Annotated in this window: 17 protein-coding genes, 1 tRNA gene, 1 rRNA gene and 1 riboswitch (1 of these 20 running past the window's edge); of the genes, 7 read left to right on the top strand and 12 right to left on the bottom strand. The window is 55.9% G+C overall.

The window, feature by feature from the left end:
- Positions 1–6 precede the first annotated feature (6 nt).
- Together RGB73_RS05245 and RGB73_RS05240 are read right to left on the bottom strand one after the other, a co-directional pair.
- The gene (locus RGB73_RS05245) at positions 7–156 is read right to left on the bottom strand and encodes a hypothetical protein (protein ID WP_310769790.1); all 150 of its coding nucleotides are present in this window, start codon (positions 154–156) and stop codon (positions 7–9) included.
- Complete coding sequence (locus RGB73_RS05240) at positions 156–431, bottom strand: DUF3886 domain-containing protein (RefSeq protein ID WP_310769788.1); 276 nt, start codon at positions 429–431, stop codon at positions 156–158. The genes RGB73_RS05245 and RGB73_RS05240 overlap by 1 nt, the downstream gene beginning before the upstream one ends.
- Positions 432–528: 97 nt before the next feature.
- On the opposite strand from RGB73_RS05240, the gene sspK reads away from it, so the two are divergent.
- A complete protein-coding gene (sspK, locus tag RGB73_RS05235; RefSeq protein ID WP_003391014.1) occupies positions 529–660 on the top strand; it encodes a small acid-soluble spore protein K in 132 nt (43 codons plus the stop codon).
- A 30-nt stretch (positions 661–690) separates the two neighbouring features.
- Here sspK and RGB73_RS05230 read toward each other — a convergent pair whose 3' ends face one another.
- Positions 691–1527, bottom strand: a complete 837-nt coding sequence (locus tag RGB73_RS05230; RefSeq protein ID WP_310769782.1) for a glycosyltransferase family 2 protein — start codon at positions 1525–1527, stop codon at positions 691–693.
- A gap of 124 nt (positions 1528–1651) precedes the next feature.
- Between RGB73_RS05230 and RGB73_RS05225 the strand changes: the two genes are divergently transcribed.
- The 4 genes from RGB73_RS05225 to RGB73_RS05210 all read left to right on the top strand — a co-directional run bounded on the left by RGB73_RS05225 (position 1652) and on the right by RGB73_RS05210 (position 5221).
- On the top strand, positions 1652–2011 hold the full coding sequence (locus tag RGB73_RS05225; protein ID WP_310769780.1) for a DUF3905 domain-containing protein: 360 nt from the start codon (positions 1652–1654) through the stop codon (positions 2009–2011).
- Between the two features lie 101 nt (positions 2012–2112).
- Positions 2113–2412: a (Fe-S)-binding protein gene (locus RGB73_RS05220; protein WP_310769778.1), complete on the top strand. Its 300-nt coding sequence runs from the start codon at positions 2113–2115 to the stop codon at positions 2410–2412.
- A gap of 70 nt (positions 2413–2482) precedes the next feature.
- Entirely contained in the window at positions 2483–3598 is a 1116-nt protein-coding gene (locus RGB73_RS05215) for a site-2 protease family protein (RefSeq protein ID WP_310769777.1), read from the top strand.
- Positions 3599–3880: 282 nt separating this feature from the next.
- Positions 3881–5221, top strand: a complete 1341-nt coding sequence (locus RGB73_RS05210; RefSeq protein ID WP_310769776.1) for a hemolysin family protein — start codon at positions 3881–3883, stop codon at positions 5219–5221.
- 75 nt (positions 5222–5296) lie between these two features.
- Here RGB73_RS05210 and RGB73_RS05205 read toward each other — a convergent pair whose 3' ends face one another.
- The 6 genes from RGB73_RS05205 to atoS form a co-directional block, all read right to left on the bottom strand.
- The gene (locus tag RGB73_RS05205) at positions 5297–6274 is read right to left on the bottom strand and encodes a cation diffusion facilitator family transporter (protein WP_310769775.1); all 978 of its coding nucleotides are present in this window, start codon (positions 6272–6274) and stop codon (positions 5297–5299) included.
- 148 nt (positions 6275–6422) lie between these two features.
- Positions 6423–6737, bottom strand: a complete 315-nt coding sequence (locus RGB73_RS05200; protein ID WP_310769773.1) for a DMT family transporter — start codon at positions 6735–6737, stop codon at positions 6423–6425.
- The gene (locus RGB73_RS05195; RefSeq protein WP_310769771.1) at positions 6734–7084 is read right to left on the bottom strand and encodes a DMT family transporter; all 351 of its coding nucleotides are present in this window, start codon (positions 7082–7084) and stop codon (positions 6734–6736) included. Before RGB73_RS05195 ends, RGB73_RS05200 begins: the two co-directional genes overlap by 4 nt.
- Positions 7085–7197: 113 nt before the next feature.
- Positions 7198–7300, bottom strand: a riboswitch (guanidine-I (ykkC/yxkD leader).
- A 93-nt stretch (positions 7301–7393) separates the two neighbouring features.
- A complete protein-coding gene (locus RGB73_RS05190) occupies positions 7394–8722 on the bottom strand; it encodes a TIGR00366 family protein (RefSeq protein WP_310769768.1) in 1329 nt (442 codons plus the stop codon).
- A gap of 172 nt (positions 8723–8894) precedes the next feature.
- Positions 8895–10289, bottom strand: a complete 1395-nt coding sequence (locus RGB73_RS05185; protein WP_310769766.1) for a sigma-54-dependent transcriptional regulator — start codon at positions 10287–10289, stop codon at positions 8895–8897.
- Positions 10286–12112, bottom strand: coding sequence for a two-component system sensor histidine kinase AtoS (gene atoS / locus RGB73_RS05180; RefSeq protein ID WP_310769764.1), 1827 nt, complete (start codon positions 12110–12112; stop codon positions 10286–10288). The genes RGB73_RS05185 and atoS overlap by 4 nt, the downstream gene beginning before the upstream one ends.
- 88 nt (positions 12113–12200) lie before the next feature.
- On the opposite strand from atoS, the gene RGB73_RS05175 reads away from it, so the two are divergent.
- The gene (locus tag RGB73_RS05175; protein WP_310769763.1) at positions 12201–12662 is read left to right on the top strand and encodes a low molecular weight protein-tyrosine-phosphatase; all 462 of its coding nucleotides are present in this window, start codon (positions 12201–12203) and stop codon (positions 12660–12662) included.
- Between the two features lie 39 nt (positions 12663–12701).
- Here the strand turns inward: RGB73_RS05175 and RGB73_RS05170 are convergent, their stop codons facing one another.
- Complete coding sequence (locus RGB73_RS05170; protein WP_310769761.1) at positions 12702–13511, bottom strand: alpha/beta hydrolase; 810 nt, start codon at positions 13509–13511, stop codon at positions 12702–12704.
- A 188-nt stretch (positions 13512–13699) separates the two neighbouring features.
- Positions 13700–13996: a putative quinol monooxygenase gene (locus RGB73_RS05165; protein WP_310769759.1), complete on the bottom strand. Its 297-nt coding sequence runs from the start codon at positions 13994–13996 to the stop codon at positions 13700–13702.
- Between the two features lie 218 nt (positions 13997–14214).
- On the opposite strand from RGB73_RS05165, the gene RGB73_RS05160 reads away from it, so the two are divergent.
- Positions 14215–14290: transfer RNA gene (locus tag RGB73_RS05160), tRNA-Val, on the top strand.
- Positions 14291–14513: 223 nt separating this feature from the next.
- On the opposite strand, the gene RGB73_RS05155 is transcribed toward RGB73_RS05160, so the two are convergent.
- A 23S ribosomal RNA gene (locus tag RGB73_RS05155) occupies positions 14514–16025 on the bottom strand; it runs 1416 nt beyond the window's last position.

Below are 16025 nucleotides of genomic sequence, written 5' to 3'. Positions count from 1 at the left end.
AAAAAATCACTCCTTTGGCACATCCTTTTTTCCCAGCCGGCTGAGGACAGCTCGTCCCCTTTGCCTGATCGACTCGTCTTTCAAGGCGAGCTCGCGCTTTTTCATCATGCCGTTTTTCGACGTGTCCGGCCGACCCTTCTGCCGTTCCTCACCCATCAGCTATACTTCCCTTTGCCTTTTTTGTCGTATTCGTCGAGCAGCTCGGCAAAGCTCTTGTTCTTTTCCCGCTCTTCCTGCTCGCGCCGTTTTCTCTCGGCTGCCTCCTGTGCCTGCCGCTCGCTTTCCGCCTTCATCTCTTTTTCCAATTGCTTCAGCTTTCCAAGCGCATCGGCATTCAGCATTTCTTTCAGGTTCAGTCCATTTTTGGTTTCTGCCGCCGTTTGCGTCTCATGCGAAGATCTCTGCTGCTTGCGTTGCTGTTTTTTTGCCATCGGATTCCAACCCCTTTTCTATACGATAATGCCCTCATTCAATGCTTCCCTGCGGGTCATACTATCTGTGATCCGACAGGAAGGAGGAGGGAGCAGCATGGTGCGAAACAAAGCGAAAGACTTCGGCAAGACCGCCGAAATTCGCGGGCCAAAAGCCCAATCCGAAGCTGTCCGATCTGACGGCTCCATTAATAGTGAACCACAAGAGCGTCTAAAAGAAAACCGTTGACCCGCTCGGAACAGCTTAAAACCGCCGATCCTACTGGACTCGGCGGTTTTTTCTCAGAAGGTTTTGCTGTCTGCTCTTCCGTATCGACCTCTCCTGCTTGATCAGCGTGAGCTTGTCGGCAAACTGGAAGCGGCAGCCTTTCCTCCACAGTCTTTTTCCCATATCCCGCTCCATTTCCAGCCGAGGCAATTGCCTCCATCCGCCGATCCCGACAAGGGTGTCTCTCGGCAGCGATACGTGCTGGGTAGTAAACAGCGTCCATGGAGCGCGGTGGCCCTCCAGCCTTGGGCCGTATTTTTGCCGGATGGCCATGCGCTTTTCAGCCTCCGGGCATGGCATACCGATCCGGAATGGCAATCCGCTGACGATCTGGCCCTCCTCGAGCAGCGGGACTGTCTGATGGTGCGTGTGCGGCCGCTTGATATGCGGATATTGCTCCAGCCATTCCCTGCACTCCAGCTGTTGGATGGGACTGAAAGCGGGGTCGTAGACGGAGTAGATGCGCCTCGTTCCCAGCCCGAGCAGTACCAGATCCTTCGTATGCTCGTGGGCCTGCTGATGGACGCCGATGAATTCCCGCGGCACGATCATGTTGCAGGAAAGCAGTACGATCAGCTCTCCTCCGGCTTGCGCCAGCCCTGTTCCGAGCAGGCGGTGAAACGGCACGCGTTTGCGAAACCGGATGACCTGCAGCGGATAGTGGGCCGAAAATCGCTCCAGCCTCTCTCCGATTCCGTCGCTGGAAGCATTGTCCAGCACGATCACCTCGAAATCCTCGAACGAGGCGAGCTGAAGATTCAGGCTAAACAACGTGTACAGGAGCTGATCGGCTGCGTCTCTGACCGGAATGACGACACTGGCAAGCATCGGATCTCTCCCCCTTTTTATAGTGTATGCCAAAAGGCTGCAGGTGGGCTGGGCGCAAAGGTATAAGCGAATGCCACTTGACGCATCTTAAGTAAGAAGCCTTCCTACAAAGGAGGTCCAACTGATGGACAACGACAAACAGAAAAAAAAGGAATTGGAGAATATCGCAATCGACGGAACGCTGCCGCATCAAATCAGCGCGCCTGATTTCAAAAACTCCTCGCGCTCCATCCAGAAGCCGTTCGTCAACGAATTTGGCGTCGTCATCGGAGACAGTCTGTACAATTCCGGGGATTCCCCCATCAACAGCTGGAGCACCGAGACCGATCCTTCCATCATGTCGGGGGATCAGTGGGTACACCCAACCAATGACATCGGCTGGAATACGGTTGAAAATAGAGAACTGCTGGAGGACAACCAAGAGGGATACGACGGGGCACGCTTCATGCATCCCACTCTCGACGTCAGCAAGAGCAAAGACTGACTCTCTCCAGCCATTACAGCCCATTCGGCCTGCTGGACTGCCGGATGGGCTGTTTCCATTTGTGGTAAAATGGCGGTAATGAGACGAGAGGAGATTTACCTATGGGAATCACACTAAAAATCGAGCCCGCTTTTGCTCAGGCCTACATGCGCTACGCCGGTTTCGAGCCAGGCGACATCCTGCGCTTGTACGTCCGGACGAGCGGCCCTGGCACAGGGGGCTTGTTTTATGCGATTGAAAAAGATGAAGTGATGCGCGACGATGCGGTTTTTGAAGTGGAAGGGCTTCGCTTCGTCGTTCGTCCGACCGACTTCTGGTACTTTGACGGCGGACATCTTCGCTATGAAGCCGCCTATGGAGAATACGGCTTTTTCTATTCCAACCCGCGTCTGGAAGATTGACCAATTCGAAACTTATCGAAGGGATATTCGTATAGATTGATGACTGCCATGTCGTATGGGAGGAACGATAATGAAAAAAAGCCGTTCGGTCCTCTTGGCCATCGGTGCCTTTTTGCTTACCAACCTCAAGTGGCTGCTTAGCATTCTGAAGTTTTCCAAATTCGGTACGACTCTGCTGTCGATGATCATCAGCCTGGGGGCTTACGCGGCCTTTTACGGGTGGAAATTCGCTGCCGCCCTCGTCTACTTGATCTTCGTCCATGAGATGGGCCATGTGATCGCAGCCAAACAGAAAGGAATCGCCACATCGCCCGCTGTTTTCATTCCGTTCGCCGGTGCCTTCATCTCCATGAAGGACACCCCGAGGGACGCCGGGACCGAAGCCTACCTCGCCTATGGCGGACCGCTCGCCGGAACGATCGCCTTTTTGCCGGCTCTGCCCCTTTACTGGTGGACGCACGAGCCGTTTTGGGCTTTGGTCATCTATCTCGGCGCCTTGCTCAACCTGTTCAACCTGATGCCGATCTCGCCGCTGGACGGAGGCCGGATCGTATCCGTCCTGTCCACCAAGATCTGGTTCGTCGGACTGGTCGGCCTGGGGATCATGCTGTTCGCATCGCCGGGACCACTCATGGTCTTCATCTTCATCATCGGGCTGCTTACCTGGTGGAGCAGACTGCGGGAGAGTTATCAGCATCAGGTGCTGGCGTACGAAAGAGACAAATTGCAGGACTTCCTGCAGGAGGTCGCGGTGTGGCCCCAGCTGGAGTCGTCATGGAACAAACGCGTCGAGCTGAGTGAAGAAGTGGCCTTCCTCGATCGGGCCGAGCCCCCGAAAGGCTTTCTCGTTCCGTTCTTGCAGGACGAAAAGCGGTTCAAGCGCGACCGGCTGCGGCTGGACAAAGTATACATGCACCGGAAGTGGGACTTGTTCAAGCAATGGGAGCGGGAGCCTGTCCTGTTCGTGGACAGCAACCCCTTTCAACCTGCGCCTTCGGCCGTATTGCAGGAGGCCGAGCATGCAGCGCGGCACCGGCTGGCCGAAGTGGATGAGCAGCTGCACCGCCTGACCACCTACTACGTGGCCGCGGCGTCCACCAAATGGAAGGTTCTGGCGGCATATCTCGCCCTGGCTGCCGTCCTGTCCGCCTTTTTCTTGTACAGCCAGCATTTGCTGGGCCGTTAAATGGGCGGGAGGCAACCGCCTCATTTTTTCAAGCGGCGGTTTGACCATCTATGACCTTCTAAGAAGGCAAAAACGTGCGATTCGGTAATCTGACCGACGCTCTTCTGAGGCAACGGGTCCGCAGGGCCCAACACGGGGGTATATCGGTTTTGTCGGCCCCTTACAAACCCTGTAAAATAGAAAGTGTACTTTCATCTGAAAATGTCCATCGTTTCCCGTATATGGGCAGCGAGGAATGAAAGTGCCAACACGTAAAAAATTCCAGAGAGGATGACTATTTACTTGGATAGCGTTCCGATAGTGCTCAACCTGCTGCTTGTCCTGTTTCTTGTCTTTCTGAACGGCTTTTTCGTAGCCGCGGAGTTTGCTCTCGTCAAAGTACGGCAAACTAGGCTGATGCAGATGGTCAACGAAGGAAACAAGCGTGCTGCCTTTGCCCAAAAAGTAACCCAAAAGCTGGATGGCTACATGTCTGCTTGTCAGGTAGGGATTACGCTGTCTTCACTTGGTTTGGGGTGGGTCGGGGAACCCGCAATCGCCCACATGATCGTAGAACCGCTCTTGGGCTCGTCAGGACTTCCTGATTATGTGATCACTGCCATCTCGGTTTCCGTAGCCTTTGCGATCATCACGTTCCTCCACATTGTGCTGGGTGAGCTGGCTCCGAAATCACTGGCTATTCAGAAAGCGGAAGCGACTTCGCTGTGGGTTGCTGCGCCATTAATGTTCTTCTATAAATTGTTCTATCCGGCAATCTGGTTTTTGAACGGAACTGCCAACGCGCTTCTGAAACGAGCGGGATTGGAGCCCGTCTCCGAACACGAAGCCGCGCATACGGAAGAAGAGATTCGCATTCTGGTGAACCAAAGCCACCAAAGCGGCCATATCGACCAAACGGAATTGGCGCTGGTGGAACACGTTTTTGATTTTTCCGAAACCTTGGCGCGGGAGACGATGATCCCCCGTATCGACATGGTTTGCTTATATACCTCGAATACGTTTGAAGAAAACCTGGAGATCATCCGCTCGCAGCGCCACACCCGTTTCCCTGTAGCGGATGACGACAAGGACAACATCATCGGCTTCGTCCACGCCACCGATTTCTACCTGTCCGCCCTGCAGGACGGATACGCCGATCTCGGCCAGCTGCTCCGCCCGGTACTGACGGTGCCGGAGACGATGGAGATCAGCACGGTCCTGCGGTTGATGCAGAAAAAGCGCTCGCAGATGGCGATCGTCATCGACGAATACGGCGGCACTGCCGGTCTGGTGACGATGGAAGACATCCTGGAGGAAATCGTCGGCGACATTCAGGACGAATTCGACGAGGAACATCCGGAAATCGAGAAAGTGGAAAACGGCCTTTCCGTCTCGGGTATGCTCACCCTCGCGGATCTGAACGACCATATCCCGTTCGAGCTGGAATCCGAGGATGTGGATACGATCGGCGGCTGGCTCTACAGCCAGCTGGAAGAGGATATTGCCGTCGGCGCTTCCGTCGAGTGGGAGAATCACCTGTTTACCGTCAAACAAATGGATAATCACCGCGTGACGCGCGTCCTGATCACGGAATTGCCGCCGAAAGAGGCCGAAGCTTCCGAAGAGTTGCAAACCGTTTCCTGATCACCCTGATCACGTCCAAACGGCAACGCCCCGTTCCAGTCAAGATGGCATGGAACGGGGCGTTTTTGCGTTTATTTACGTACCTTCTACCACATTTCTCGCTTCCCAATCCGAGACGCCGTTGTCCTCGAGGATCCCCATCGTCACATCGCTGATGTCCGGATCGGTGAGCACACTGTCGCGAATCCGGTATTTGATGTCGTCCGCTACGGCCAGCGTCAAGCCCGGACGCAGCTCCACGTAGCACTCGACATGGTAGAAGCGCCCTTCCTGTACGATCCGAAGCCGGTTGATATCCGTCACATCGGGATCGGCAAAAATGCTCCGAACGACGCGCTCCTCCACCTCTTTGGGCGCAGCGACTCCGATCAACCCGACCATGTTGTCGTAGCCGACCTTGAAGGCCACTCCGATCATCAGCACGCCGATCATCACGGTCGCGATTCCGTCCAGCAGGGCAAACGTCGTGAATTGGGTCACTGTCACGGCGATCAACGCCAGAAGCGCTCCTGTCGTCGCGACGATATCCTCGTAGAAGACGAGGCGTGTGGGCGGTGCGGCGCGCCCTACATTGCGAAAGGCAGCCGGGATAATGCCCCAGCCAGTCGCCTCGGCGCGGGTCTCGTGGACGATTTCCTTCATGGCTTTCACCAGTACGTACCCGTCCACCGCAATCGCGAGGAACAGAATGATGAAGTTGACCCAGAAATGGCTGGAATGAGCTGGCTCCTTGATCAGGTGCAGACCTTCCCTGATCGTCTCGTACGCCATCACGGTGACGACGATCACGGCGATCATGCAAAAGAGGTTGATGACGCGGCCAAATCCTGTCGGGAACCTTCGCGTCGGCTCTTTTTCAGCGAGAACGCTGCCTAAAAAGACGAAGCCCTGGTTTACCGCGTCTGCGACCGAGTGCATGGCAGAAGCAAACATAGCGCCGCTGCCGCTGTACGCCGCAGCCAGACCCTTCACGATCGCGAGCCCTGCGTTTCCCAATGCGGCCGTAGCCGAAGACGTGTTGCCCTTTTTCAACATTGCCCAAAGTGAGCCCATCCCGGTATGTATCCTCCTCGACTTGTAAGGTTATGCACGTTTTATTATACTATTCCCTCTGCGCTTGCGGATGGTCCTTTTTACATAAACGGTAAAAAATTGAAAGGAGACAGGCCGTCTGCCACGCCTGTCCCCTTCGATCCTCACCTTATGCAATCAGCTTAAGCCCGGCTACCGAGACGATGACAAGCGCGATGCAGAAAATACGCAGCTTGTCTCTCGGCTCGCCGTACACCAGCATGCCCACCAGCGCGCTGCCGACCGTGCCGATCCCGGTCCAGACCGCGTATGCCGTCCCCATCGCGATATCTTTCATCGCGACGGAAAGCAGAATAAAGCTGAGGGCAAAACCGCCAATCAACACCAGATAGGAGCGCAGCGACGGCTTTTGGTTGACCTGTGTAATTCCCATGACGCCTACGACTTCAAAGCATCCCGCAAGTATCAAAGCGATCCATGTCATGCGGCTTCCCCTTCCTTCCGCGGATCTTCATGCTCGTGCGTCACCAGCTTGAGACCGATGATGCCCGCCAGCAGCACAGCGATCAAGACGACCTTGGCCCAGCTGAACGGCTCGCCAAACAGCACCATTTCACAGATGACAGTCCCTGCCGTCCCGAGCCCGACAAACACCGCATATACGGTACTTGTGGGCAGCCTCTTCCCGGAGTAGATCAACACCCCAAAACTGATCAGGATGGCGACGGCAGTAATGGCCCACGTCAGCACGCTGTCGGCATGCTTCAGCCCTGCCACCCATACGACTTCAAACACGGCAGCGATCACGACAAGAAGCCAGTTCTTTCCCATGGCGACATACTCTCCTCTCTTCTCCTTCGTATCTTTCCCATCTTCTTTGCACCGGGGGCTGCGGCGATGTTTTTCTCACGCAAAAAAAGCCGCGGTCGAATACCTGTGCGATATTCTCCCGGGCTTTTGTCCCTCCGTGTACACGGCTGCGCCGTGGGTTTTCTCTCGGACCAGACCGGACGATTTGCCATCCGCGGAACCCTAGAAAACTCTGCATATAAAGTTGGGTCGATACGTTTTTGTGTTCCACTTACTGTATCACACTTGGGTCAATTCCGCAATGGATCGTGCTGGGCGGCAGGCGTCCTCCTAGAAAAAGGACAATCCGACGGCGAAGATCACGCCGGAAACCAGCAAGGTGGTGACGCAGTACCCCATGATGTCGCGCACGCCGAGACCCGCAATCGCGAGGGCAGGCAAGGCCCAGAAAGGCTGCGCCATGTTCATCCACGCTTCTCCGTAAGCGATCGCCATCGCCGCGATGCCTCCGTCCACCCCGAGCTGCTGGGCTGCCGGCATGATGAACGGCCCTTGGACGACCCAGTGTCCGCCGCCGGACGGCACGAAGAAGTTCACAAATCCGGAGCTGAGGAACGCGAGGAGAGGGAACGTCTCCGGTGTGGAAATGGAGATGAAGGCATTTGTCATCAAGCCGCCCAATCCCGACTGCTCCATCATCCCCTGGATCCCTGCATAAAACGGAAACTGGATGAGAATCCCGGCTGTCCCTTTCGCCGCATTTCCCACGGCTTTCATATACGAGAGCGGTGTGCCGTGCAGCAGCAATCCCAAGATGAAAAAGAGCAGGTTGACCGTGTTGATGTCCACTTTGAACCCTTTGTTTGCGAAGTAATAAACCAGATAAGCGAGGCCCAGCGCTCCAATGATGAAGGTCAGGATGCGGCTGTTTTCCATCACGGTTGCGAATGTTTTTTCGCCAGGAGCGGCCACCTCTGTCGCGGCAGCTACTTCTTCCTTCGCCAGCAGCTGCGGGTCGATCTCCACCACTTCTTTGCCGGTCGGCATCATCAGGCGCGTCATGATCGGCAACGCGACGAGCAGGGCGATGGTAATGAACAGGTTGTAGCCCGTGAAAATCGTATCCGTCAGTGGGATCAGACCCGCTGTTTTTTCCATCGGGTTGCCAGGAGTCGCCGCCGTCAGCGGAACAGAACCCGAGAGCCCGCCGTGCCATGTCAAGAACCCGATGTACGCACAGGCGATCAGGAAGCGATAGTCCGATCCAGGCACGCGCTTCGCCACTTCTTTGGCAAACAGCGCTCCGACGATCAGCCCGAAGCCCCAGTTAAGCAGACAGGCGATGGCCGAGCCGAGCGTGACCAGAATGACGCCTTGCGTCGGCGTCTTGGCCACTCCCGCCATACGGGTCAGGCTGCGGCTGACGAGCGGAGAGCTGGCCAGCGCATGTCCTGTGACCAGCACCAGACTCATCTGCATGGCAAAGGCGAGCAGATTCCAGAAGCCGTTGCCCCAGAACTGCACCATCTGGAGCGGACCGTGATCCGTAAAAATCAGGCCGGAGGCGAACAGGATGATCGTGAGAATAAGGGCAAATACAAATGGATCGGGCAAAAACTTTTGCACCAATGTCGAAAAGAAACGTGACAACGCTTTCATGAATGTCCTCCTTGCTTTTCTGTGTCTTCCTCCTTCTCTTACAAGAATCATACCAACCGATGATTTGCCAAAAATCAGCATGTTTCGACCACAGGTGGGAGCCCCAAGCATAAAAAGTGTGCAAAAAGTAAACCGTTCTGCTTACTTTTTGCACACTTCGTTTCCTCTTCCCTCATTCTTCGGAGACGTCGATTCCGTACATCTCCATTTTGTACAGCAGCGCACTGCGGGATATCCCGAGCCGCTTGGCGGTCCGCAGCCTGTTTCCCTTTTCCCGATGAAGGGCGCGCGTGATTGCTTCCTTCTCCACTTCCTGAATGATGTCTTTCATAGGCCGGTCGTCGTAGCGGATCCCTTGTTTCTCGGACGGAGACTCGATCGTCTGGCTGCTCTCCTCCATATGCACCTGAACATGCTCGGGGAGGATAGCAGGACCGCTCGCAAGGACGACGGCCCGCTCGATCGTATTCTCCAGCTGCCGCACGTTTCCCGGCCAGTCATACGCATGCAGCAATTCCACGGCAGCCGGCGACAAATAGCAGCCCTCCTTGCCTGTCTCGCGGCTGAACTTGGCCAGGAAGTGGCGAATCAACAAGGGAATGTCCTCCTTCCGCTCCCGCAGCGGCGGCATCTTGATCGGGACGACATTCAATCGGTAGTACAAATCTTCGCGGAACAGCTCCTTCTGCATTCTCTCCCGCAGATCGCGGTTGGTGGCGGCGATGATCCGGACATCCACAGGAATGGACTCTACTCCTCCCAGTCGGACCAGCGTTCTTTCCTGCAGGACTCGCAGCAGCTTTACCTGCAGAGGCAGCGTGAGCTCTCCCACTTCGTCCAGGAAGAGCGTGCCTCCGTCCGCAACCTCAAACAGCCCCTGTTTTCTTCCGACCGCTCCTGTAAACGCCCCCCGTTCGTAGCCGAACAGCTCGCTCTCCAGCAGTTTTTCCGGGATGGCTCCGCAGTTGACCGAGATCAGCGGCTTGTCCGCCCGCGGGCTGTTCGCGTGAATCGCCTTTGCGATCAGCTCCTTGCCCGTGCCGCTTTCCCCCTGAATCAAGACGGTCGCCCGGGACATGCTCACCTTTCCGACTAGCTTGTACACCTCCTGCATCGCAGGGCTCAAACCGATCAGAAGCCCTGGTACGTCTGCGCGCTCTTCCGGTGACGGGCGCATGCTTCCCGCATCGTCCTCGGCTTCCGGCTGCTTCAGCGCTTTGGCCACGACCTGCTTCACCTGCGCGAGGTCGAAGGGCTTTTGCACGTAGTCGAATGCCCCCAGCCGCATCGCCTCCATGACGTCATTGGCGGAACCGTACGCGGTCATCATGACGACGTTCGGCATATGTCCTCTCCTTTGCTTCAAGCGGCGCAGCGTCTCCATGCCATCCAGCTTTGGCATGCGCAGATCCAAGAGCATGACTTCCGGCTGGTATTCGTCCAGCCGCTCCAGCGCTTCCGCACCGCTCGCCGCCTCCTTTGTATCGTACCCCGCCTTTTGCAGGCTCGTGGACAACGCTTTTCTCACATTAGCTTCATCATCGACCAGCAATATTTTTCGTTTCATCCTTCTGCCTCCTCTCCGCTGCCGGGCAGCATGACCGTGAAGCGTACACCGCCCGGGACGTTTTGCGCCGTGATATGCCCGCCATACGCGTGGACGATTCGTTGGGAGATCGCCAGCCCCAAGCCGGTTCCGGACGGCTTGGTCGTATAGAACGGCTCGAATACCGAAAGCAAGTGCTCTTCGGCGATGGGCTGGCCTTCGTTGGTGACATGAATGCAGGCCTGCCCGCCCGCCTTTTCCGTCAGGATCTGTACGACTCCCCCGCCCGGCATCGCTTGCAGCGCATTGATCAAAATATTCAGGAATACCTGCTTCAATAAATCGGGAGAAGCCAGAACCAGCGGCACGTCCTGCCCGAACCGCTTTTCCACCCGAACGCCCTTGCTTGCAGCGCTCCGCTCAATCAACAGCACGGTTTGTCCAAGCACATCCTCCACGCGGGTAGGGACGTTGGCTTCTTCATCCGGGCGGGTAAAGAGCAGCAGCTCGTCGGCAAAACGATTCAGCCTCTCCACTTCTTCCACAATGATACCCGTGTACTCCCGGCTGACGTGTTCCTTCGGCAAATCCTCCTCGATGATTTGGGCAAATGCCTTGATGGAGGTGAGCGGGTTCCTCACCTCGTGGGCAATGCTGGCCGCCCATTCCCCGATCACTGCCAATCGCTCTGCCTGCGCCAGCCGCATCTCCATCTGCTTCCATTGCGTGCGTTCATCCAGAACGACGATCATGCCCAGCGTTTGCTCGGTCGGACTGACCCATGTGGATGTCGCCACCTTCACGTACCGGTGCCCCCACTCCGGATGCTCGTATTCCCACTCCGCATCCCGGATCGTACTGCCCTGTTCCAACGTCTGTGCCAACAGCTCCACGAACGCTTCACTTTCGGCGAACACGTCGGTGTAGCTTTTCCCCATCACCTGGTCTGCGCACCGGCCCGTGATCCTGGCCGCCGCCTCGTTCCATGATGTGATGATGCCGTTTCCGTCCAGCGCAATGACACCGCTGTCCATGCTCTGCATGATCGTCTCTGTATGGGTCCGGCTGGCTTGGAGGTCGTCCGCCATTTTGTTGATCGCCTCCGAGATTTCTCCTGGTTCCCCGGCCAGCCGCCGCATGCGGAACGACAGATCGAAGCTAAGCCTTTTCAGTCCGGCCTTGATCTCTTCCAGGACGGCCTCCAGCCTGTGCACCATCAAGCCGCTGGCTGCCGCCGCTATCAGGCAGCCGATACCGGAAATGGCGATAATGCTTCCGCGCATCCCTGCCAGCTGCACATCGATGCTGCTCATCAATTCGTTCGCCCACGTATAGCCAATCATCCGGCCGTCCCGCTCAAGCGGGTACATCGCGTTCATAATATTGCCCCTGACCTGCTCCCCGATGGCAATCTGAGGCTTGCCCGTTTCCATGACGAGACGTCCGAGATGCGAGGGAGAAATCGATTCCCCCACATGCCATTTCATCTCCGTACTTGGCCCGTACGTCACGATGGCATCCAGATCCGCCGCATAATACCCGACCCCGATGCCGGGATGCTCGGCGGCTATACGGTCTGTAAGCGGTTGCAACAGCCGGTTTAAGTATGCGATTTTTTGCTGGCGGGTCGCCTTTTGTGCCCCGATTTCGCCGATGAGCTCGTCGTAATTTTTGGACAGGGCGAAATCGAGCTGCTGCGTGATGGCGAGCAGCTTCTGCTTTTTTTCCTCCAGTAATGCCTGCTCGGCGGCATTCAGAAGAACCATTCCCGTGATCAGAATCGGCAGGATGGTCACAGCCACCACGGAGGCGATCAGACGTATTCGGTAGATGTACGCTTTCAATGTGCATTCCTCGCCCTTCCTTACCCTCTCTTGTGTTATTCTATCATACAAGACCGGCTTATTTTGCCTAAGGAAAAGGAGTATTCCCATGACCCATGTCCTGTTTGTTTGTCTCGGAAACATTTGCCGTTCGCCGATGGCGGAGGCGGTGTTCCGTCATCTGGTCGCAGAGGAGGGCTTGTCCGGCGAGATCGCCATCGATTCGGCGGGAATCGGCGGCTGGCATGCGGGAGAACGCCCACATGCCGGAACGCAAAAGGTGTTGAACGAAAAGGGCATCGCCCACGACACTTTGCGCGCCCGTCAGATCACCCCTGACGATTTTGCCGATTACGATTACATTGTCTGCATGGATGAAGAAAACCTGTCTGCCCTGGAGCGGATGGCTCCCCCCGGCAAAAAGGTGCACCGCCTGCTTGACTTCGCCTCCCTTACAAGCGAGCAGAATGTGGAGGACCCTTACTACACCGGACGTTTCAGCTATGTCTACGACCTCGTGGAGGACGGCTGCAGAGGACTTCTCAGGCACATCCAAACCAAAAAGGGATAGCCGTTTGACGGGCTATCCCTTTTGCTTTTCCGCTTACTCTCATACGGCTACGTCTTCCCTGGCTGACTGACCCTTGAGCCAGTGAATGGTGCTCCCGATCAGCCGCTGGTAGCTCGCTGCCGTCGAGAAGGTGTGGTCGCCGCCGACGATGACTTCCGCCTCGCAGCGTCCCCGCCTGCGCAAGCGAAGCTCGCGTTCGTAATGGAACATGGAGTCGACGGAGATGACGTCGTCTCTGTTTCCATGCAGGAGGAGGACGTCTCCTTCAAATTGCTTGGCCTGGCGCAAAGGAAGTGCACTGTTCAAGGATCGGAAAAAGCGGTCCGAAAGCAAGTAGCCCCGGTGGTCCGTTTTTCCGGTGAGCAGAGCTTCCTGGTATTCCTCTTCGCCGACGATGCGGACGATGTCATCATAGGGACGGGCGACCGCCGCCCACAGAACGAGCGACTGGATGCGTGCATCCGCACTGGCGGTGAGCATACTGACAGCCCCGCCAAGGCTGTGTCCGATGAGACTGATCCGCGCTGGATCGATACCCGTCAGTCCGCTGGCGTAATCGATCACATCGCGGGTCTGTGACAACAGGACGTCGAGTCCGCCTTCGCCGTATTCACCGGCGCTTTCCCCGCATCCTCCGTAGTCGAAGCGCAAGACGGCAAAGCCGCTTTCAGTCAAATCTCTGGCGGCTTTGACAAACAAGCGGTCGACGCCGATTCGGCTGCCGATAAAACCATGGCAGATGATGAGGAGTGGACATGCTTCGTTGTGAAGGCTACCCGTCTGCTCTGGCGTATGCAGCGTGGCCGCCAACGTACTGTTTCCGCTTGGAATTTGTAAATTCCGTTCCATTGAACTCACATCCATTTATTTTAAGTAATCCGAGTAGTTTACTTTGTTATTGGTATTATCGCTTGAATCTAGGGGATTGTCAAGGATACTTTGCTGCTCATCCCTTTTGACCGGCTATCTGGTTCTGCTTTTCGGATTCCTTTGGATGGTTTCCTTTTCTGTCGATGATCAATGCCTGGGTTTGGGGACTAAAGCTCAACGGGCTCTCCCGCAAATACCTCCAGTTTCATCGGCGCTGCGCTGAAGGCAGCGGCTTGCCGGACGAACTCCTGGAAATGGGGGCTGGCATTGTGCGCGTCGATCGCAGCCTGATCTTTCCACACCTCCACCATGGTGTACGAATACTCCTGCTCCGTGCTTTTCAACAGGGTGTACCCTGTATTGCCTGCCTCGGCGCGGCTCGCAGAGACCAGTACCTTGGCCGCTTCCAGGAATGGCTGTTCCTGATCAGGCTTTACTTGCAGATGGGCATGAATAAGCAGCATAGTTACATCCTCTCCTTCAACACTGTTGTGACTTTCGGATAGGATTACTTTTCTCGCTTTTGCACGCTTCCATCCCTTCTTCGCCTGCAGAAACCATGCAGGTAGCCATCCTGCCCCTTCGACGTCTCTATTTTCAGTGACTCTAAACAAATTCTGTGTTTTTAGCACAAACCAATTGACTTGTCCACTGTTTCGGGTTATAGTAAAAAGACAATCGTGATTCGGTAGCTCAGCTGGGAGAGCACCGTCTTGACAGGGCGGGGGTCGCTGGTTCGAACCCAGTCCGAATCACCATAAGAACACCCGGAGAACCTTGTTTTGACAAGGTTTTTTTTATTTGCAAACGGAAGTAAATGTCCCAAGGGAGCAGTGAAAAGTCGGTGAAATCAAAAAAGGAGGATAAGGGGTATTCCTCCCGATATTTGCATAAGCAAAAGGACCAGATGATCGTATCATCTGGTCCTTTTGCTTTACGTTCGCACCTTCAAAACTGGATCTGCATGATTGCCAAGATTGTGTGGATAAGCCCTCGACCGATTAGTATTCGTCAGCTCCACGCGTTGCCGCGCTTCCACACCGAACCTATCAACCTCATCGTCTATGAGGGGTCTTACCAGCTTAACGCTGTGGGAAGTCTCATCTTGGAGGGGGCTTCACGCTTAGATGCTTTCAGCGCTTATCCCGTCCGCACATAGCTACCCAGCTGTGCCACTGGCGTGACAACTGGTGCACCAGCGGTGCGTCCATCCCGGTCCTCTCGTACTAAGGACAGCTCTCCTCAAACTTCCTGCGCCCGCGACAGATAGGGACCGAACTGTCTCACGACGTTCTGAACCCAGCTCGCGTACCGCTTTAATGGGCGAACAGCCCAACCCTTGGGACCTACTTCAGCCCCAGGATGCGATGAGCCGACATCGAGGTGCCAAACCTCCCCGTCGATGTGGACTCTTGGGGGAGATAAGCCTGTTATCCCCAGGGTAGCTTTTATCCGTTGAGCGATGGCCCTTCCATGCGGAACCACCGGATCACTAAGCCCGACTTTCGTCCCTGCTCGACTTGTAGGTCTCGCAGTCAAGCTCCCTTCTGCCTTTACACTCTACGAATGATTTCCGACCATTCTGAGGGAACCTTTGGGCGCCTCCGTTACCTTTTGGGAGGCGACCGCCCCAGTCAAACTGCCCACCTGGCATGGTCCTCTCGCCCGATCAGGGCGACGAGTTAGAAACTCCGTACATCAAGGGTGGTATCCCACCGACAGCTCCACAGAGGCTGGCGCCCCTGCTTCTCAGCTTCCCACCTATCCTGTACATGATGCACAAAGTTCCAATACCAGGCTACAGTAAAGCTCCATGGGGTCTTTCCGTCTTGTCGCGGGTAACCTGCATCTTCACAGGTATTATGATTTCACCGGGTCTCTTGCCGAGACAGCGCCCAAGTCGTTACGCCTTTCGTGCGGGTCGGAACTTACCCGACAAGGAATTTCGCTACCTTAGGACCGTTATAGTTACGGCCGCCGTTTACTGGGGCTTCGGTTCAAAGCTTCGCTTGCGCTAACTCATCCCCTTAACCTTCCAGCACCGGGCAGGCGTCAGCCCCTATACTTCGCCTTGCGGCTTCGCAGAGACCTGTGTTTTTGCTAAACAGTCGCTTGGGCCTTTTCACTGCGGCCCCCTCGGGCTATAAACCCTACCGGGGCGCCCCTTCTCCCGAAGTTACGGGGCCATTTTGCCGAGTTCCTTAGCAAGAGTTATCCCGCGCACCTTAGGATTCTCTCCTCGCCTACCTGTGTCGGTTTGCGGTACGGGCACCTTGTTCCTCGCTAGACGCTTTTCTTGGCAGTGTGAAATCAGGGACTTCGGTACTAAAATTTCCCTCGCCATCACAGCTTGCCCTTACGATGTGCGGATTTGCCTACACACCAGGCTCACTGCTTGGACGGCCATCCAGTAGGCCGCTCACCCTATCCTCCTGCGTCACGCCATTGCTCAAGCGGAACAGAGGTGGTACAGGAATATCAACCTGTTGTCCA

The organism is Brevibacillus brevis (assembly GCF_031583145.1).
Lineage (GTDB): Bacteria > Bacillota > Bacilli > Brevibacillales > Brevibacillaceae > Brevibacillus > Brevibacillus brevis_E.
The sequence above is the reverse complement of the archived record's forward strand: the minus strand, read 5'-3'. Positions and strand labels throughout refer to the sequence as shown.

Excerpts from the sequence above, each read along its gene's own strand:
- RGB73_RS05225 (WP_310769780.1), top strand. The coding sequence starts at position 1,652 with ATGGACAACGACAAACAGAAAAAAAAGGAATTGGAGAATATCGCAATC.
- RGB73_RS05165 (WP_310769759.1), bottom strand. The coding sequence starts at position 13,996 with ATGCTGCTTATTCATGCCCATCTGCAAGTAAAGCCTGATCAGGAACAG.
- RGB73_RS05185 (WP_310769766.1), bottom strand. The coding sequence starts at position 10,289 with ATGAAACGAAAAATATTGCTGGTCGATGATGAAGCTAATGTGAGAAAA.
- RGB73_RS05245 (WP_310769790.1), bottom strand. The coding sequence starts at position 156 with ATGGGTGAGGAACGGCAGAAGGGTCGGCCGGACACGTCGAAAAACGGC.
- RGB73_RS05190 (WP_310769768.1), bottom strand. The coding sequence starts at position 8,722 with ATGAAAGCGTTGTCACGTTTCTTTTCGACATTGGTGCAAAAGTTTTTG.
- RGB73_RS05195 (WP_310769771.1), bottom strand. The coding sequence starts at position 7,084 with ATGGGAAAGAACTGGCTTCTTGTCGTGATCGCTGCCGTGTTTGAAGTC.
- RGB73_RS05230 (WP_310769782.1), bottom strand. The coding sequence starts at position 1,527 with ATGCTTGCCAGTGTCGTCATTCCGGTCAGAGACGCAGCCGATCAGCTC.
- sspK (WP_003391014.1), top strand. The coding sequence starts at position 529 with ATGGTGCGAAACAAAGCGAAAGACTTCGGCAAGACCGCCGAAATTCGC.
- RGB73_RS05220 (WP_310769778.1), top strand. The coding sequence starts at position 2,113 with ATGGGAATCACACTAAAAATCGAGCCCGCTTTTGCTCAGGCCTACATG.
- RGB73_RS05170 (WP_310769761.1), bottom strand. The coding sequence starts at position 13,511 with ATGGAACGGAATTTACAAATTCCAAGCGGAAACAGTACGTTGGCGGCC.
- RGB73_RS05215 (WP_310769777.1), top strand. The coding sequence starts at position 2,483 with ATGAAAAAAAGCCGTTCGGTCCTCTTGGCCATCGGTGCCTTTTTGCTT.
- RGB73_RS05240 (WP_310769788.1), bottom strand. The coding sequence starts at position 431 with ATGGCAAAAAAACAGCAACGCAAGCAGCAGAGATCTTCGCATGAGACG.
- RGB73_RS05205 (WP_310769775.1), bottom strand. The coding sequence starts at position 6,274 with ATGGGCTCACTTTGGGCAATGTTGAAAAAGGGCAACACGTCTTCGGCT.
- RGB73_RS05200 (WP_310769773.1), bottom strand. The coding sequence starts at position 6,737 with ATGACATGGATCGCTTTGATACTTGCGGGATGCTTTGAAGTCGTAGGC.
- RGB73_RS05175 (WP_310769763.1), top strand. The coding sequence starts at position 12,201 with ATGACCCATGTCCTGTTTGTTTGTCTCGGAAACATTTGCCGTTCGCCG.